The 15,291-nt window shown below is 36.4% G+C and carries 12 protein-coding genes and 1 pseudogene; 7 read left to right on the top strand and 6 right to left on the bottom strand.

Annotated features, from left to right (window positions below):
- Window positions 1–57: 57 nt before the first annotated feature.
- The 3 genes and pseudogenes from MT390_RS06660 to MT390_RS06650 form a co-directional block, all read right to left on the bottom strand.
- On the bottom strand, window positions 58–582 hold the full coding sequence (locus MT390_RS06660; protein WP_499440272.1) for a YgjP-like metallopeptidase domain-containing protein: 525 nt from the start codon (window positions 580–582) through the stop codon (window positions 58–60).
- A 300-nt stretch (window positions 583–882) separates the two neighbouring features.
- The gene (locus MT390_RS06655; RefSeq protein WP_499440271.1) at window positions 883–1,887 is read right to left on the bottom strand and encodes a CobW family GTP-binding protein; all 1,005 of its coding nucleotides are present in this window, start codon (window positions 1,885–1,887) and stop codon (window positions 883–885) included.
- A 406-nt stretch (window positions 1,888–2,293) separates the two neighbouring features.
- Window positions 2,294–2,822, bottom strand: a pseudogene (locus MT390_RS06650) (amidohydrolase family protein); the annotation flags it as partial.
- 318 nt (window positions 2,823–3,140) lie between these two features.
- On the opposite strand from MT390_RS06650, the gene sbmA reads away from it, so the two are divergent.
- The gene (gene sbmA, locus MT390_RS06645; RefSeq protein ID WP_499440270.1) at window positions 3,141–4,376 is read left to right on the top strand and encodes a peptide antibiotic transporter SbmA; all 1,236 of its coding nucleotides are present in this window, start codon (window positions 3,141–3,143) and stop codon (window positions 4,374–4,376) included.
- Between the two features lie 464 nt (window positions 4,377–4,840).
- The gene (locus MT390_RS06640) at window positions 4,841–4,996 is read left to right on the top strand and encodes a hypothetical protein (RefSeq protein ID WP_499440268.1); all 156 of its coding nucleotides are present in this window, start codon (window positions 4,841–4,843) and stop codon (window positions 4,994–4,996) included.
- 317 nt (window positions 4,997–5,313) lie between these two features.
- On the opposite strand, the gene MT390_RS06635 is transcribed toward MT390_RS06640, so the two are convergent.
- Window positions 5,314–6,288: a LysR substrate-binding domain-containing protein gene (locus tag MT390_RS06635; RefSeq protein WP_499440266.1), complete on the bottom strand. Its 975-nt coding sequence runs from the start codon at window positions 6,286–6,288 to the stop codon at window positions 5,314–5,316.
- A 252-nt stretch (window positions 6,289–6,540) separates the two neighbouring features.
- On the opposite strand from MT390_RS06635, the gene MT390_RS06630 reads away from it, so the two are divergent.
- From MT390_RS06630 to MT390_RS06610, 5 genes are all read left to right on the top strand, one after another.
- On the top strand, window positions 6,541–7,317 hold the full coding sequence (locus tag MT390_RS06630; RefSeq protein WP_499440264.1) for a HalD/BesD family halogenase: 777 nt from the start codon (window positions 6,541–6,543) through the stop codon (window positions 7,315–7,317).
- Window positions 7,318–7,800: 483 nt separating this feature from the next.
- The gene (locus tag MT390_RS06625; RefSeq protein WP_166369323.1) at window positions 7,801–8,151 is read left to right on the top strand and encodes a RidA family protein; all 351 of its coding nucleotides are present in this window, start codon (window positions 7,801–7,803) and stop codon (window positions 8,149–8,151) included.
- A gap of 136 nt (window positions 8,152–8,287) precedes the next feature.
- Window positions 8,288–9,919, top strand: a complete 1,632-nt coding sequence (locus tag MT390_RS06620) for a protein adenylyltransferase SelO (protein ID WP_499440261.1) — start codon at window positions 8,288–8,290, stop codon at window positions 9,917–9,919.
- A gap of 163 nt (window positions 9,920–10,082) precedes the next feature.
- Window positions 10,083–11,792, top strand: coding sequence for a flagellar assembly protein A (locus tag MT390_RS06615; RefSeq protein WP_499440259.1), 1,710 nt, complete (start codon window positions 10,083–10,085; stop codon window positions 11,790–11,792).
- Window positions 11,793–11,981: 189 nt separating this feature from the next.
- On the top strand, window positions 11,982–12,704 hold the full coding sequence (locus tag MT390_RS06610) for a YebC/PmpR family DNA-binding transcriptional regulator (protein WP_299663349.1): 723 nt from the start codon (window positions 11,982–11,984) through the stop codon (window positions 12,702–12,704).
- A 340-nt stretch (window positions 12,705–13,044) separates the two neighbouring features.
- Here the strand turns inward: MT390_RS06610 and putP are convergent, their stop codons facing one another.
- Window positions 13,045–14,541, bottom strand: coding sequence for a sodium/proline symporter PutP (putP, locus tag MT390_RS06605; protein WP_499440257.1), 1,497 nt, complete (start codon window positions 14,539–14,541; stop codon window positions 13,045–13,047).
- Window positions 14,542–14,571: 30 nt separating this feature from the next.
- Entirely contained in the window at window positions 14,572–15,285 is a 714-nt protein-coding gene (locus tag MT390_RS06600; RefSeq protein WP_499440256.1) for an aldehyde dehydrogenase family protein, read from the bottom strand.
- Window positions 15,286–15,291 lie beyond the last annotated feature (6 nt).

Raw genomic sequence — 15,291 nt, 5'->3', positions numbered from 1 at the left:
CTCACTAAATAAGTTAGCCTACAGTTATAGCAACACTATGATAGTGTTGAAGATAAACTAGTAAATCCCACCTTTCAACTCCAACTGCGTTAGATATAAGCGCATTTCAAACTCTAATTGATGGTAATCCGGCAACATATGCTCACACAATTGGTAGAAAGCTTTATCATGATTTTTCTCACGAATATGACTTAACTCATGAACCACAATCATCTCTAAAAAAGGTTCAGGCGCCACTTTAAAAACTTCGCTCACACGAATTTCGTTTTTACTTTTTAATTTACTACCCTGTACTCTTGAAACAAAAGTATGTAAACCCAGTGCGTTGTTCACTACATGGATTTTTTTATCATAGATAATTTTACTCAGCGGCGATGACTTGCGTAAATAACGATTTTTAATATCCAATACATAATCACGCAATAATTTATCATTATTAATATTATGTTGTTCAGGGTGTTTTTTTAATAAAAACTCTCCTAATTTATCTTGCTCGAGTAGTGTCTGTATTTGAGTTTGCACCTGTGGTGAGTACGCAGAAAGATATTTAAGTGTGGCAGCTTGATTTAATGGTTTAGACATATTCGAATCTTTAGGTAAATAATGAAATTATAACTTACATATTTTTAATAATGTAATGATAAGTTTAATAGTAAGTTAAGGCAGTAAAGTTTCTATAAAATAACGTTTTACTCTTTCTTTTTTATAATCACTCGTGTTTATCTGGCGATCAACAGTCTCATTACACTTTCTATTACAGTTTTGTCACTAAAATTAAAAACTCAGTTGAACAGCTATTTACGTAATTATTAATGATATACGACCTTGAAGGTTTAATTAGTCGAAATATGTGAAAAAGGCTTGTTAAGACCTTTTGTGGAATCACTTAATACACTTTAATAATTGTATTTCAAACAACTCATCAATAGTATTATTGATCAATTCAACTCGACTTTCCGAACACTCATCTAATACAACTTCAGTAAGTTGACCTGCAGTGAAATTATACCCAAAAAGACCTTTATCGGTAATCATAACGGCTTTCATACGATCAACTTTTAATTCTGTTAATAACAAGGTTAGCTTCTGATACTCAAATACTTTATCAGATGAGAAACGCCACCCGATACTATAAAAACCTTCACCTTCATTAATAGCTTTAAGCATGCCACTCTCTGGAATAGTCGCCTCTGAAGAAAGTGGTTTACTATGTAGATGCTGATGGTGTTCATGATGTGAAGATTTTTCATGAATAATAGCATCGCCTTCAAGCTCCGCGAGCAAAAAGGCACCGTGTTCTGCCAATATCACTTTCGTATTGGGGCGACTCACTCTTGCGACATAAGCTGTTAGTTTGCCTAAATCCCCCGCTTGATAAAGATCCACTTTGTTACCGACAACAGTATCTGCAATGGCAATTTGTTGGTTGAAGGTCTCATGATTGGTATATCGCGCGTCAGATAAATTACGAGCATCGACTAAAGTAATGTTTTTGTGTAGTGATAATACGTCACGATAATGGGTTGAAGTTAATACTTCCATCACCTCTTTTGGATGGCCTAGTCCTGTTGGCTCAATCAATAAACGATCTGGATTTGCTTTCAATAGCAACTGATTAAGTGCGATTTTCATGGGTAAACCAGCAGCGCAGCACATGCAACCACCCGCGACTTCACGGATGAATACTTTCTGTTTATCAATTTTTTGCCCTTTCACTAAACTACCATCGACACCAATCTCACCAAACTCATTAACTAATACGGCCCAACGTTCATCATCAGGTTTATTTGCAAGTAGATTCAAAATAGCCGATGTTTTCCCTACGCCAAGAAACCCCGTAATAATATTAGTTGGAACCCCTAAAATCGGCTGATTTTCAAAACTCATTAATAATTCCCCTATAACCTTGTACAAATGATTTATTTGCAGACACAACAAACTCTGAAACAGTTGAAGACTTGGGCCGTTCTACCGAGATATTTTTCAAAATTATCGACCCTTGAGTAATAGAACTATGTTAATAGAACTATGTTAATAGAAGAACCATGATCATAGAAAATCGATCGCATATAATAACTGCGGAATCTGTTTTTAAATGAATAACAACATTAGTATCAGAAAGCACTTTACTCAGATACTTAAAGATATTGTTTGTTAGTACTAAATATATTAACTGTTGTCCATGAAGGCTTAATTATACACATAGGTGATTAATGATATCTACATTCTAGAATGAGTCCTACTAAACGTCGAACTGTAACCTCATTCCTGAAGCAGTTTTTCCGTCCACTTGTTAATTTGCATACACCAAATCACCATTAACTCAAGTATGTTTGATTTGTGCTGAAAACGAGTGTCCTGAAAACGGCGACCAACCACAGTGATATAAACTATTTTCATTGCTAACCACTGTTGGAATTTTTGTATCTACCAAGACTAAGTCGGCATAAAACCCTCTCGAATAAATCCACAATCTTTAATCCTATAACGAATAGCAGGATTATGTGCGGTTTTTTCAACGATTTTAGCGATGCTCATGTGCCTTTTTTCACTTGGTCAAATAAACTGATCAAGGCATGTTGAACTAAAGGCAAACCTGTTGGTGCTTGAGCATAAGGAACGTGTTTTTCATTCCAAGTATGGGAAGCATGATCGGTCGCAATAATATCGATTTAATCGGTATTAAATGCCTTCAACAACATCTCACGATCACTTCCATATTTAATGGCAGGGTTGCATTTTATTTGGTTGCCAAGCTGCGCATAATCTTTATTGCTAAACCAAAGATGATGTACACAAGCTTCAGCGATGATATGTTTATTTTAAATAGGCCCTGCGTCAAGCAATGCGATTTATTGATTAACATGGATTAGCACCTTGCCCCTACCTTATTAAATTTTTACTAATAGACATGATGATTGGTTACAAAAGTCGATGACCTTAAGTTGAACAAAGTATCGCTATTTAACTAATCGACCAATGGAAAATATCACTATGGAGTTACTCGAATTACTGATCATTTCTTAAAACACGATTAATTTTTTAGTGGTGAGAACTTGTTTATCTTTTTTATTGAAAATGCAATGATGCCAAACCTAACCCTATACAATCACTACAAAATTATAAGAGCCTACTCACCTATGTTTAAATCCTTTTTTCCCGATCCTAAGATTTTTTTCATCTCTGTATTGATATTTTCCGGACTTACTTGCGCTGTTTGGTATGGGTACAATGAACAGATGGCCGCTTTGCTCGGTCTTGATATAACAGACGCAGAACCTGTTATTGGCTTAAAACATTTTGTAACAGATTCATTTATATTGTTTTACGGTTATTACTTTGTCTGTACAGCGTTGTTTGCAGTTGCTTGGTTCAAGATGTCTCCGCATAAGTGGCAATGGTGGTCAATTGTTGGCTCATCAACCATATTGTTTTCGACTTACTTCTCAGTTCAAGTGGCGGTTGCGATTAATAATTGGCGCCGTCCCTTCTTTGATTTAATTCAATCATTATTAAAACCTGTTGGCAGTGATGCACCGATAGAAGCTGTTAATGCACAAGCCACTAGTACAGCAACTGGGCAATTATTCGATTTGTTAATTGTATTTGGAGAAATCGCTTTTTTAGCTATTTTCATCTTCGTTGCAACGCGTTTCTTGGTCAGCCATTATATCTTTCGCTGGCGAACGGCCATGAATGATTATTACACTGCACATTGGCTTAAATTAAGGAAAGTTGAAGGGGCATCGCAGCGTATTCAAGAAGATACGATGCGTTTTGCCTCTATTATGGAAAACCTTGGAGTGGCATTAGTGGAGGCGATAATGACATTATTTGCTTTTCTACCTGTGCTATGGAGTCTATCTGAATACGTCTCTGAGTTACCAGTAGTTGGTGAAATTGCACATCCCCTCTTCTATGCAGCATTATTTTGGTCAATCTTTGGCACTGGTTTATTAGCATTAATTGGTATTAAGTTGCCAGGGTTAGAGTTTAATAACCAAAAAGTGGAAGCGGCATTTCGTAAAGAGTTAGTGTATGGAGAAGATAACGTTGAACGTGCCATGCCCATTACATTAAACGAACTGTTTTCAAATGTACGCAAGAATTACTTCCGTTTATACTTCCATTATATGTACTTCAACGTAGCGCGCATGTTGTATTTACAAGCAGATAATATCTTTGTGTTTATTTTGTTAGTGCCTACAATTGTTGTCGGTGCAATCACCTTCGGTATTCTTCAGCAGATCCTAACGGCCTTTGGTCAAGTTAGTAATTCATTCCAATACTTAGTAAATTCTTGGACTACCATCGTTGAATTATTGTCAGTACGAAAACGTCTCACTGCTTTTGAATCAACATTAGATAATGACTAAACGTCTTTACAGCCCCTCTAGAAATTTTATTGATGTTATTACAACTACAAAAGTTTAGTTTGGGGCTTTTCTTGCTATTCTCAAGTCACTGAACATAGTCACTTGAGCATAGTGACTTGAATATAGTCGCTTAAAATCGCTATTTTCACTTTGTTCGGTGCAATTATATATAGCATTAGTTCAGATTGGATTTGATATTGATATTGATAGCCTTTTTAGAAGTTATTATTACTTTTTACACATCTATTTAAGCATCCCTAAACTTATTGGCCTTACCTTATTGACCTTATTAGTAGTTCTTTACTCTCGCACATATTGACTTCATTCACTCATTTTTTCATCAATAATTCTACGAATACTCTAAATTAATATATTGATTTAAATTGCCTTCTTACCTCCCAATTGTATATGTTATATCATGACAATTAAGTTAATTTAAACCTATTAGACACAAGAATAATAAAATGAAAAAGAGTTCTCATAACATCAACGCTCATAACATCAAAAAAGTTGATGCCTCTATCAAGTCGTTATTATTACTCGATGTTAATTTTTCGTTAATGATTGAACATAATGAAACAACCATTTCCAAAGCTTTAATCGGTTTATGTGAAATATAAAGTAACCAAATCTATTTGATCATTTTTAAAAAAAACCTTTAAATACTCTAGATTCACACAATAAGAATATTGAATGACTATGAAAAAAACCTTAATTACTTATGTTTGATTATCATCATTAACCTAATTATATCAATAAAAGTACAAGCGCATCCTCATTCTTGGATCAGCTTAAAAACAAAATTGAAGGGATCTGATTGGTCATTGATGACCGTAGGTTAATTTATATTTACTACTGAAGTTTTATTACTTTACTTCTGTAAGAAAAAACTCACCTTTAATAATTTTTACTATTAAAGCGATTAAAAAGGATTAACTTATTCTTGTGTTAATTTACTGACTAACCAATCTATAAATGCTTTTGCTTTATTATTATCAAGAGTGCGTTGAGGATAAATAAGATAATAGGCTTCTCCTAGGGGCAAGTTAAGATCAAAAGGTGCAACCAGCGTGTTTTGTTGTAACTCATTTTGAATCAGAGAGTATTGACCTAACAATAATCCCTTTTTTTGCACAGCCGCCTCTATCGCCATACTGGATAAATTAAAACGAGGTCCCCCGTGAATACTAAACTCCCTTTTGGTTTCTTCTTTATTAGCCAGATGCCGCAGCCATTCGTCCCATTGTGGTAAATTATTATTATCGTCTCCCCAATCTATATGAATCATTGGTAAGGTTAGTAAGTCATCAACACTCGAGCTTTCCTTTAGTGAGCCATTTAATTCCTTACTTACTGATCCAATTGATAGTTCGTTTAATAGCCCGTTTGTTAGTTCAGGGCTAACCACCATGGTGACAGTATCAGTAAATAACTTTTGTTTATGCATTCCTGTGTATCCACTCTGACCAAAACTCACACACATGTCAGAAGCGCTATGATTAAAGTTTATTTTTGTATGGCCGGCTTGAATACGAATTTCAATATCGGGATGTTTCTCCATCCACTCTAAAACAAGTGGCATTAACCACTTTTGTGCCACTGAAGGTAATGCGCTAATGGTCAATACATCTAGATGACGAAATTGAGTTAAATGCTGTTGCCCTAACCTCAACTCATGTAATCCTGCTTGCACAAACAGTAGGTAACTTTCACCTGCTCTGGTTAATTTTACGCCTGTTTTCGAACGATGAAACAAGGCAAGATCTAAATGCGATTCTAATGTTTGTATCTGTTGACTGATCGCAGCAGGAGTGACGTATAAATATTTGGCGGCGTTAGCAAAGCTTTTATGTTCAGCTGCGGCCTCGAATGCTAATAATGTGCCTAAGGGAGGTAAACGAGACTTCATCATGTTGCCTTATTATTATTTTATACAGATTAAATACCATGTGTTAAGTTTTACTTATGGTTGACGATAGAAATAATCACTTTTAACTGTAGCTATCATTAACTATTCTAATGTTAAATAAAAGTTGCTCTCTTGTTAAGTTAGAAGTCGACATTATTCATTGTCACTTAGTAGCTCAATAATTACTTCTTGGATTGAGCAAAATAGCTTGAAGTTTAAGGTTTAAATAAAAATAAATATAATCAAGGAATTAAGATGAAGCTAAATCAAATTGTACAGTTAGATAAATTTCCTATTACTGACCCGGTGTTTATAAAACAATGTAAACATCAGCTAGATGCTGATGGTGCGCTAGTATTAGTTGACTTTTTATCTGACATTGCGATCCAAGAAATCACACAGGAAGCAATAGCTAATCAACATCTCGCTTTCTATTCATCTAAAAAGCATAATGTTTATCTAAGAGAAGCTGACCCGACTTATTCAGATGCACATCCAAGAAACAGACAAATTACCTCATCAAAAGGTTGTATAACTGATGACCAGATCCCAGAAAATTCAGCATTAAAAACATTATATGATGATCCGGCATTTAGAACCTTTCTAGCAACTATTTTTAATGAAGTTAGATTATATAACTATGCAGATGACCTATCTTCTATCAACTTGCATTATGCGCAGCAAGGGCAAGAGCTAGGTTGGCATTTCGATGAGTCTTCGTTTGCTGTCACCCTATTAATCCAAGCACCAGAATCTGGTGGAACCTTTGAATATATTGAGAATATGCGAGATGCAGATGCAGGCGAAATGAATTATCAAGGTGTGGAAAAAGTATTGGATAATGTATTAACCGTTAAAACCTTGATAGCACAAGCAGGCACGCTCACATTATTTAGAGGAAGAAACGCCATTCATCGTGTGACCCCTACCGAAGGCGAGACCACTCGGATATTAACGGTATTAGCTTACAACTCAAAGCCTAATGTTGCCTTATCTGAGTCTGCACGCATGACTTTTTATGGGCGCATTTGATAAGCCAGATACTTTAGTGTCTTAGCACTTACTCAATATCGAGCAACAATATCAAGTAACAATATCACCTAACGTTGCAACGCATCTTCATTTATCGTGGATGCTAAGCAGCGATAACTTCAAATTTTACAGGAGATTGAGCCAGTATAATTTCCACCAAATCTAGCCCTTTAATCGCAAGTGGTAGGAAAGCAATGGAACCAGATGCAGCAAAATACAAAAGGAGATCTAAAAATATCGAGCAAAAAGCATTACGCTTCCTTCAAAAACATAGCATTTAAACCGGCAATTACACTTCAAAGAACACCTACTTGTATTAACGTTTCTTATATTATGCTTCTAATTTTAGACTACCTCCTTACTCCTCCATTTTTTAAATCTAATTTAAATGGTGACGGGGATAAATAACCTAAAAAACTCGCCTTTTAATACTGACACGTTACAATTATTTAATATTTAAATAACAACAACGAGAGAGAAGCAATGATTGAACGTCAACAAACTAAACAACGCATGAGCCGTGTAGTAAAACATAACGGGACTGTTTATCTATGCGGTCAGGTCTGTGCCGATGCGACTAAAGATATTAAAGAGCAAACACAAACTATGTTAGATAAAGTAGATGAACTATTAATAGAATCAGGTAGTTCACGTGAGCATATGTTATCTGCCACTATTTACGTTAAAGATATGGCGTTACACTTTGCTGGCATGAACGAAGTTTGGGATGCTTGGGTTCCTGAAGGTCATGCGCCCGCCCGTGCTTGTGTTGAAGCAAGCATGGCAAGAGATGTATTGTTAGTTGAAATTTCTGTGATTGCAGCAGTTAAATAGCTATCGTTTAAACAGTTATTTTAACATGTTACTTGGTTAGAAATAATACTGAATACCCATATCGATGCTAATAGTACTTGTATGCTGTAATAGCATCGATATGTTTCCCCTCTTTTATTACCGTTAGGAAAACAGAATGAGTTCTTTATTGCCTACACTACATCCTGTATTTGTTTCACAATTACCTGCAGATCCTGAGTTAAGTAATACCTGCCGTAGTGTGGAGCATGCTGCTTACTCATACGTTCCCCCAACACCCACTAAGTTCTCTAAAATAATATGCTGCAATAATGAACTTGCTTATACACTCGGCTTTAGTAATGCGGCATTACAATCAACTGAATTTTCAGAATTAATCAGTGGTAATAACTTACCATCAAAAATGCAGCCCTATGCAATGAATTACGGCGGACATCAGTTTGGCCAATGGGCTGGGCAGTTAGGTGATGGGCGTGCGATCAACTTAGGCCAATATTTGTTGCCTAGTAATGGTACAGAAACAAAAGAATACGCCACTTTACAACTTAAAGGGGCAGGTCAAACCCCCTACTCTCGTCGCGCTGACGGCATGGCAGTACTCCGCTCATCTATCCGTGAATATTTATGCTCAGAAGCTATGTACCATTTAGGTATTCCCACTACTCGAGCATTAAGCTTAACCTTAACCGGTGAAGAAGTCGTACGCGACAAATTATACGATGGCAGAGCCGCCTATGAGCCCTGCGCTATTGTCGCCCGTGTTTCACCTTCATTTTTACGTTTTGGTTCAATTCAATTACCCTCTTCTCGTGGTGATTTAGGTTTATTGAAACAAACAATTGAATACAGTATCACTCATGACTATCCTGCATTAATACCTGAGTCAGGAGTGATTGATAAATCGGTATATTTACAATGGTTCACTGAAATCTGTGAACGCACTGCTCATTTAATTGTTGAATGGATGCGCGTAGGTTTTGTACACGGTGTATTAAACACCGATAATATGTCTTTAATTGGTGAAACTATTGATTTTGGCCCCTATGGCTGGATTGATAATTTTGATTTAAATTGGACACCAAATACATCCGATGCAGCAGAAAAACGTTATCGCTTTGGGCAACAGGGTTACATTGGACAGTGGAATTTGTTCCAATTAGGCAATGCTATTTATCCATTAATTGAAGAAGCAGAGCCTTTGCAGGCTTTATTAAACGATTACAACCATGTATACCAGAAAAAATGGTTAACCATGATGCAAGCAAAACTAGGCCTAGAAGCTAAGCGCGAAGATAGCACAATGAATGAAACGGATTTATTATTGTGTAAAGAGTTAGAAAAAGTAATGTCATTAGTTAATACGGATATGACATTATTTTATCGCCACCTTGCTACTTTTTCTCAGCAAACAGATATTACCGACCACACTGTCTTACTCTCTCATTTTACGACGTGTTTTTATCAGTTAGAAGAGATTACTCCTGAATATTTAGAACAACTTGCCAAATGGCTAGGTAAATATAAAACACGATTAAGCAAACAAAAAAATACAGATGAGCAGCGCAAAGATGCCATGAACAAAGTGAATCCTTGTTATATTTTACGCAATTTTCAAGTACAGGAAGCGATAGAACTAGCAGAGCAAGGGGATTATTCTAGGGTATTAACCTTGGCTGAATTATTAAAGACACCTTATCAAGAACAGCAACAGTATCAACAGTTTTCAGTAAAACGTCCGAATTGGGCGACTAATAAATTTGGATGTTCTGCCCTTTCATGTAGTTCATAGTTTATTAGGTAAACTCACAATATCAGCATAAATATAAACCTCAATATTTAAATTCATGCTACTTTAAATTAGTAGACTTTTAGTTGACATCTATTGATATTTGACACAAGAGTTGATATAAGAATCATATCAGCACTTAATATTCATCCCTAAATAGGTACTTATGAGCGAAACGATGACCGAGACACTCTCTTTATCTGTACAACATATAATGTTGTCTGCTGATAGTTCACAGTTAACATTAAAGATTTTTCAAACTGAATCAGTGATCTCTGTTAAAGATATTGTTCGCCTATTACAAAATCCTGCTCTGCCTCGCTATAAACTCAATATTGATGGGGTTAATAAAGCCATCGCCGCTTTTACTATGTTGCGTGAAGGGTTAGGTGAAGGTGAGCAAGAACAAAGTATCGATTTCCCACCTATTGTGATAGCTAATAAAGTAGATGCCATATTACATATTGATTTAGATAACGATAAAATGAACGCTTACGCCAGAATTACGGTCGCCTATGGGGGTAAATCAATCACCTTAGATGATATAAAAAAGCGTTGTCAGCAATTAGACATTAAGTTCGGTCTATCTACCCTGTATATAATTCAACTGTTAGATATTTGTAGGCACTCTTACCCTGGCAGAATATATACGTTAAAGATAGCTAAAGGAGTTGCCCCAATTGATGGTACCGATGCTCAGTTTAAACAATTAGTCAGCACCGGTAACCATCGTAAACCAGCTCCTTCTACTCTTCCTAATGGCAAAGTTGATATGCTTAACCTTGGTGAATTTATCACAGTTGACATGGGAACAGTGTTAATGCAAAAAACACCTGTTTATTTAGGAGAGCCTGGTAAAACAGTGACCTCAGAAACAATTCAGCAACAACAAGGCATAGATCACCCTTTTATCGTAAATGATAATGTTCAAATTAACCCTAGTAACCCACTGCAGTTAATCGCGACTAAATACGGCGTGCCAATCGATAAGCAAGGCTTCATTAGTATTGATGATGTACTGCTACTAGAAGAAGTCACCAACAAAACAGGCCATGTTGAATATAACGGCACCGTAGTGATCACTGGCAATGTAGAAAAAGGCATGAAGGTTAATGTTCGCGGTGACGTAACTGTGATGGGAATGGTTGATTCTGCACACATAACATGTGGTGGGGACTTAACCGTTCAGCAAGCAGTTATTGGCCAACATAAAAAAACTGAAGAGGAAAAATTCAGTTGTGAAATTAATTGCCAAGGTAACTTTTCTGGCACTATCGCGCAGTATGCTCGTCTCAAAATCGGTAAAGATCTGTTATTAAGTAGTCAATTAATACATTGTGATACTGAGTGTAATGGCTCAATTAAAGTACATAATAAGTCATTAACAAAAGGGTCGATCATTGGTGGGGTTACTAAAGTAAATAACAGCATAATAACGGCAATAATAGGTACCAGTGGCGGTACAAAAACGGTTATTGACTTAAAGGGTGATGTTTCTAATTTAGAAAAAAAGAAAAATATTCAGATACATGATTTACATCTAGTAAACAATATTTTAGATAAATTTAAACAGGCAGATAAAAAAGCAGACTCTATATTAAACATCGCCGAACGCAAAAAAGCGAAGCGCAATATTATGCTAGAAAAACAGCAGTATCGAGATGAGAGCGATCGAATCCAAGTAGAAATGGCAATAACTAAAGCCAACATAGAGGCAAGTTACACTTCTTCTTTTATTAACGCGACTAAAAAGCTATTTAGTGATACTACTGTGTCATTCTCTCATCAAACTTGGTCTAGTAATCAAGAATATGGTCCGAGTACTATTTCTCTATTAAATAAAACGCTGCAGGTATCTCCTTATAAACCCAATTAAGAATAATTTATTATCAATCAGATAACTTGTTTACGACATAGTATGCCTATTAACGTGCAAAACTAACAATATCATGATTTAAACCATCAATATTAGCTATCCCCCACTAGCACCATGAGCGATTACAGGCTAAAATTCTTGCCATTATTTTTCCAGACAATCATTTTAAGAAAACAAGAGAGCATTCAGATGGGAAGAGCATACCAAAACAAAAAAGAGTCTATGGCTAAAACTGCAGGCGCTAAAACTAAAGTTTATTCTAAATACGGTAAAGAGCTTTATGTAGCGGCTAAAAATGGCGGCTTTGATCCAGAGGGCAATTTAACACTTCGTCGTTTGATCGATAGCGCTAAAAAAGACCAAGTACCTGCTCACGTTATTGAACGTGCAATTGAAAAAGCAAAAGGTGGTGGCGGTGAAGATTATGAACGTGCGAGTTATGAAGGTTTTGGACCCGGCGGTTGCTCTGTCATTGTAGACTGTCTAACCGATAACGGTAACCGTACATGGACTGATGTACGTAACTGTTTTAACAAAACAGGTGCTAAAATTGGTTCACCTGGCACAGTTGCACATATGTTTGAACATCAAGCTGTATTTGTATTTGCAGGTGAAGACGATGAAGCCGTTTTAGAAGACCTTATGATGGCTGATGTAGATGTGGTTGACGTAGTTAGTGAAGATGGAAAGATTTCAGTGTTTTGTCCTCACACAGAGTTTAACAACGCAAAAATTGCATTACATGCTAGTTACCCAGATGTAGAGCTTGAAGTTGAAGAGATCACTTACGTACCGCAAACGGATACTGAGATAACTGAAGAACATGTTGAAAAATTCGAGAAATTTATTGAAATGTTAGAAGATTGTGACGATGTACAAAATGTATATCATAATGCAGTCTTACCAGACTAATTATTAACAGTTACTGACTCTGATACTGATACTGATACTGATATAAGTGATGAAACCACACTCTGTGTGGTTTTTTTATACCTGTTATCTAAGCAATTCTGCTAAATAGCTGATTATTCTTGTTAGTTAAAATACGAAACTCTTAGATTAGAGATTTTCAAAAGGAACAAGCATTCAATGCCATTGCTATAACCTAATAAGAGCCCTAGAGGATCGCACACTACATCTACAAGCAAAGTAAGTAGAGCTCATTTTTATTTTGCATAAAAAAATGCCACTAAATAGTGGCATTTTATAAATAACTAATAATCACTTAATGGACTAACGGTTAAACCATTTATTAATCAAGTGTTTTCAATTGTCTTTCATATTTATCGAACTGAGCTGTTACTTCAGCTGATGGTTCATCAGTGAATAAACTCACTGCGACAATAGAGATAGTCGCTAAAATTACCCCTGGTACAATTTCATATAAATCGAATATACCACCAGATAACTGTTTCCAAACCACAATTGTAATACCACCCACTAACATACCTGCGATAGCTCCACTTCGGTTCATACGTTTCCAATATAAGCTTAAGATAATTACCGGTCCAAATGCAGCACCAAATCCAGCCCAAGCATAAGAAACAAGACCTAATACTGAACTATCAGGTGACATTGCAAGATATAAAGCGAGTAAAGAAATAAACACAACACCTAAACGACCTACCATTACAATTTCGCTAGAAGTTGCATTAGGTTTGATCAATTGTTTATAGAAATCTTCAGCTAAAGCAGACGAAGAAACTAATAATTGTGAATCAGCAGTACTCATAATTGCCGCTAGAATAGCCGCTAATAAAATACCTGCTATCGCTGGATGGAAAATAGTATTCACTAGTACCATGAATATTTTTTCCCCATCTTCAAGACCTCCAGTTAATGAGTCATTCATATACAACATACCCACTAAACCGACTAATACCGCGCCTGACATTGATAATGCAGTCCATACCACAGCAATTCGACGTGCAGTGGTTAAATCTTTATTACTACGTGTTGCTTTAAAACGCGCTAATATATGAGGCTGTCCAAAATAGCCTAAACCCCACGCAACCAACGACACAATTGCAATCCAAGATAAAGGCTCACCATCAACACCATTCCAAATTGATAACAGCTCTGGGTTAATTGCATACAAGTCAGAAGATAATTGATCCACGCCGCCGTTCATCGCTGCAATCGGTACAATTAACAAGGCGGCTGACATTAATAAACCTTGTACTAAGTCGGTCCATGCTACCGCTAAAAACCCACCAAACAACGTATATGAAACAACACAGACAGTACCAATAATTACCGCGACCGTATAATCCATAGAGAATACAGTTTCAAACAATTTACCACCAGCCACTAAACCTGAACTGGTATAGAAAAGGAAGAACATAAGAATAAAGAAAGCCGCTAAACTTTGCACTAGTTTTGTTTTATCTGCAAAACGACGTGATAAGAACGCAGGTAAAGTTAAAGAATCGTTAGCGGTAATACTATAAGTACGTAAACGCTTAGCGACGATCAACCAATTTAACCAAGTTCCTGCTAATAAACCGCCTGCTAACCATAATGATTCTAAACCAGCAGCATAGGCATAACCAGGTAACCCTAACAACAACCACCCACTCATATCCGATGCACCTGCAGATAATGCAGCTGGCCATGGCCCTAAGCGGCGTCCACCTAAGAAGTAGTCCTTAGCATCTGAGGTTTGCTTATAAGCATAAATTCCAATAGCTAACATCATGACGAGGTACACCATAAATGTTGCTATTATAGTAAAATTGTTTTCTATCATAGATCACTCCGTTTTTGATCGTTAATGCTCTTATTGCTCACCGCAACCTAAAGCTAATAAAGTAGCGTTACCACCTACCGCAGTGACATTAGTCGACAGCGTTTTTTCGGTAATAAAGCGTAATACTAAATGTTGATCTCGTACTGTTGGTAACAGTGCTAAATCTGTTTCTGCAATTAATTGAGCAATTTGTCCTGTTCGAGCTGCTAACGCTTGATTCAAACTAATTGCCTGTGTCTCATTACCTACATAGCCAACACCGGCAATACTAGGGTCTGAAATGATAGCCTGTAATGCTTCCTTCTCTTTAACAATGAACACTGGCATTTCAACACCAGTTAATGAACAAGCTTGCTGTAAACTAGAGACAATTTCCTTATTAACAGAATTAGATAATAATAAAACACTATTGCCTGCAATTAATGCACAGTTTAATAGCCCCACTAATGCTGGAATAGAAGAATCCTCTTCCATCATCATCAAAAATATACCCCGACCAGAGGTGCTCAGTATATTACTCTCACCCGTTGGCCCAGGCATCATTTGCGATTCTGCGATGAGCGAAATAGCTTGGCGATTATGAAATTCAATCACGTGTGCCGGCATATCACCAATATTTGGATTATCTTTTAAACGCTCTCCCCACTGTGCAGTGATCCCGATGCGTTGATGTATATTGATCTCATTCCATGTTAACCATGATTTTTTTGCTTGCTGGATCATTACAGTTATTGATTCTGACATGATACT

The organism is Vibrio sp. 2-Bac 85 (assembly GCF_037546705.1).
Taxonomy (GTDB): Bacteria; Pseudomonadota; Gammaproteobacteria; order Enterobacterales; family Psychromonadaceae; genus Psychromonas.
The sequence above is the reverse complement of the archived record's forward strand: the minus strand, read 5'-3'. Positions and strand labels throughout refer to the sequence as shown.

What these genes read in the sequence shown, in the direction of transcription:
- MT390_RS06660 (WP_499440272.1), bottom strand. Translation starts at nt 582, where the DNA reads ATGTCTAAACCATTAAATCAAGCTGCCACACTTAAATATCTTTCTGCG.
- MT390_RS06655 (WP_499440271.1), bottom strand. Translation starts at nt 1,887, where the DNA reads ATGAGTTTTGAAAATCAGCCGATTTTAGGGGTTCCAACTAATATTATT.
- sbmA (WP_499440270.1), top strand. Translation starts at nt 3,141, where the DNA reads ATGTTTAAATCCTTTTTTCCCGATCCTAAGATTTTTTTCATCTCTGTA.
- MT390_RS06640 (WP_499440268.1), top strand. Translation starts at nt 4,841, where the DNA reads ATGAAAAAGAGTTCTCATAACATCAACGCTCATAACATCAAAAAAGTT.
- MT390_RS06635 (WP_499440266.1), bottom strand. Translation starts at nt 6,288, where the DNA reads ATGATGAAGTCTCGTTTACCTCCCTTAGGCACATTATTAGCATTCGAG.
- MT390_RS06630 (WP_499440264.1), top strand. Translation starts at nt 6,541, where the DNA reads ATGAAGCTAAATCAAATTGTACAGTTAGATAAATTTCCTATTACTGAC.
- MT390_RS06625 (WP_166369323.1), top strand. Translation starts at nt 7,801, where the DNA reads ATGATTGAACGTCAACAAACTAAACAACGCATGAGCCGTGTAGTAAAA.
- MT390_RS06620 (WP_499440261.1), top strand. Translation starts at nt 8,288, where the DNA reads ATGAGTTCTTTATTGCCTACACTACATCCTGTATTTGTTTCACAATTA.
- MT390_RS06615 (WP_499440259.1), top strand. Translation starts at nt 10,083, where the DNA reads ATGAGCGAAACGATGACCGAGACACTCTCTTTATCTGTACAACATATA.
- MT390_RS06610 (WP_299663349.1), top strand. Translation starts at nt 11,982, where the DNA reads ATGGGAAGAGCATACCAAAACAAAAAAGAGTCTATGGCTAAAACTGCA.
- putP (WP_499440257.1), bottom strand. Translation starts at nt 14,541, where the DNA reads ATGATAGAAAACAATTTTACTATAATAGCAACATTTATGGTGTACCTC.
- MT390_RS06600 (WP_499440256.1), bottom strand. Translation starts at nt 15,285, where the DNA reads ATGTCAGAATCAATAACTGTAATGATCCAGCAAGCAAAAAAATCATGG.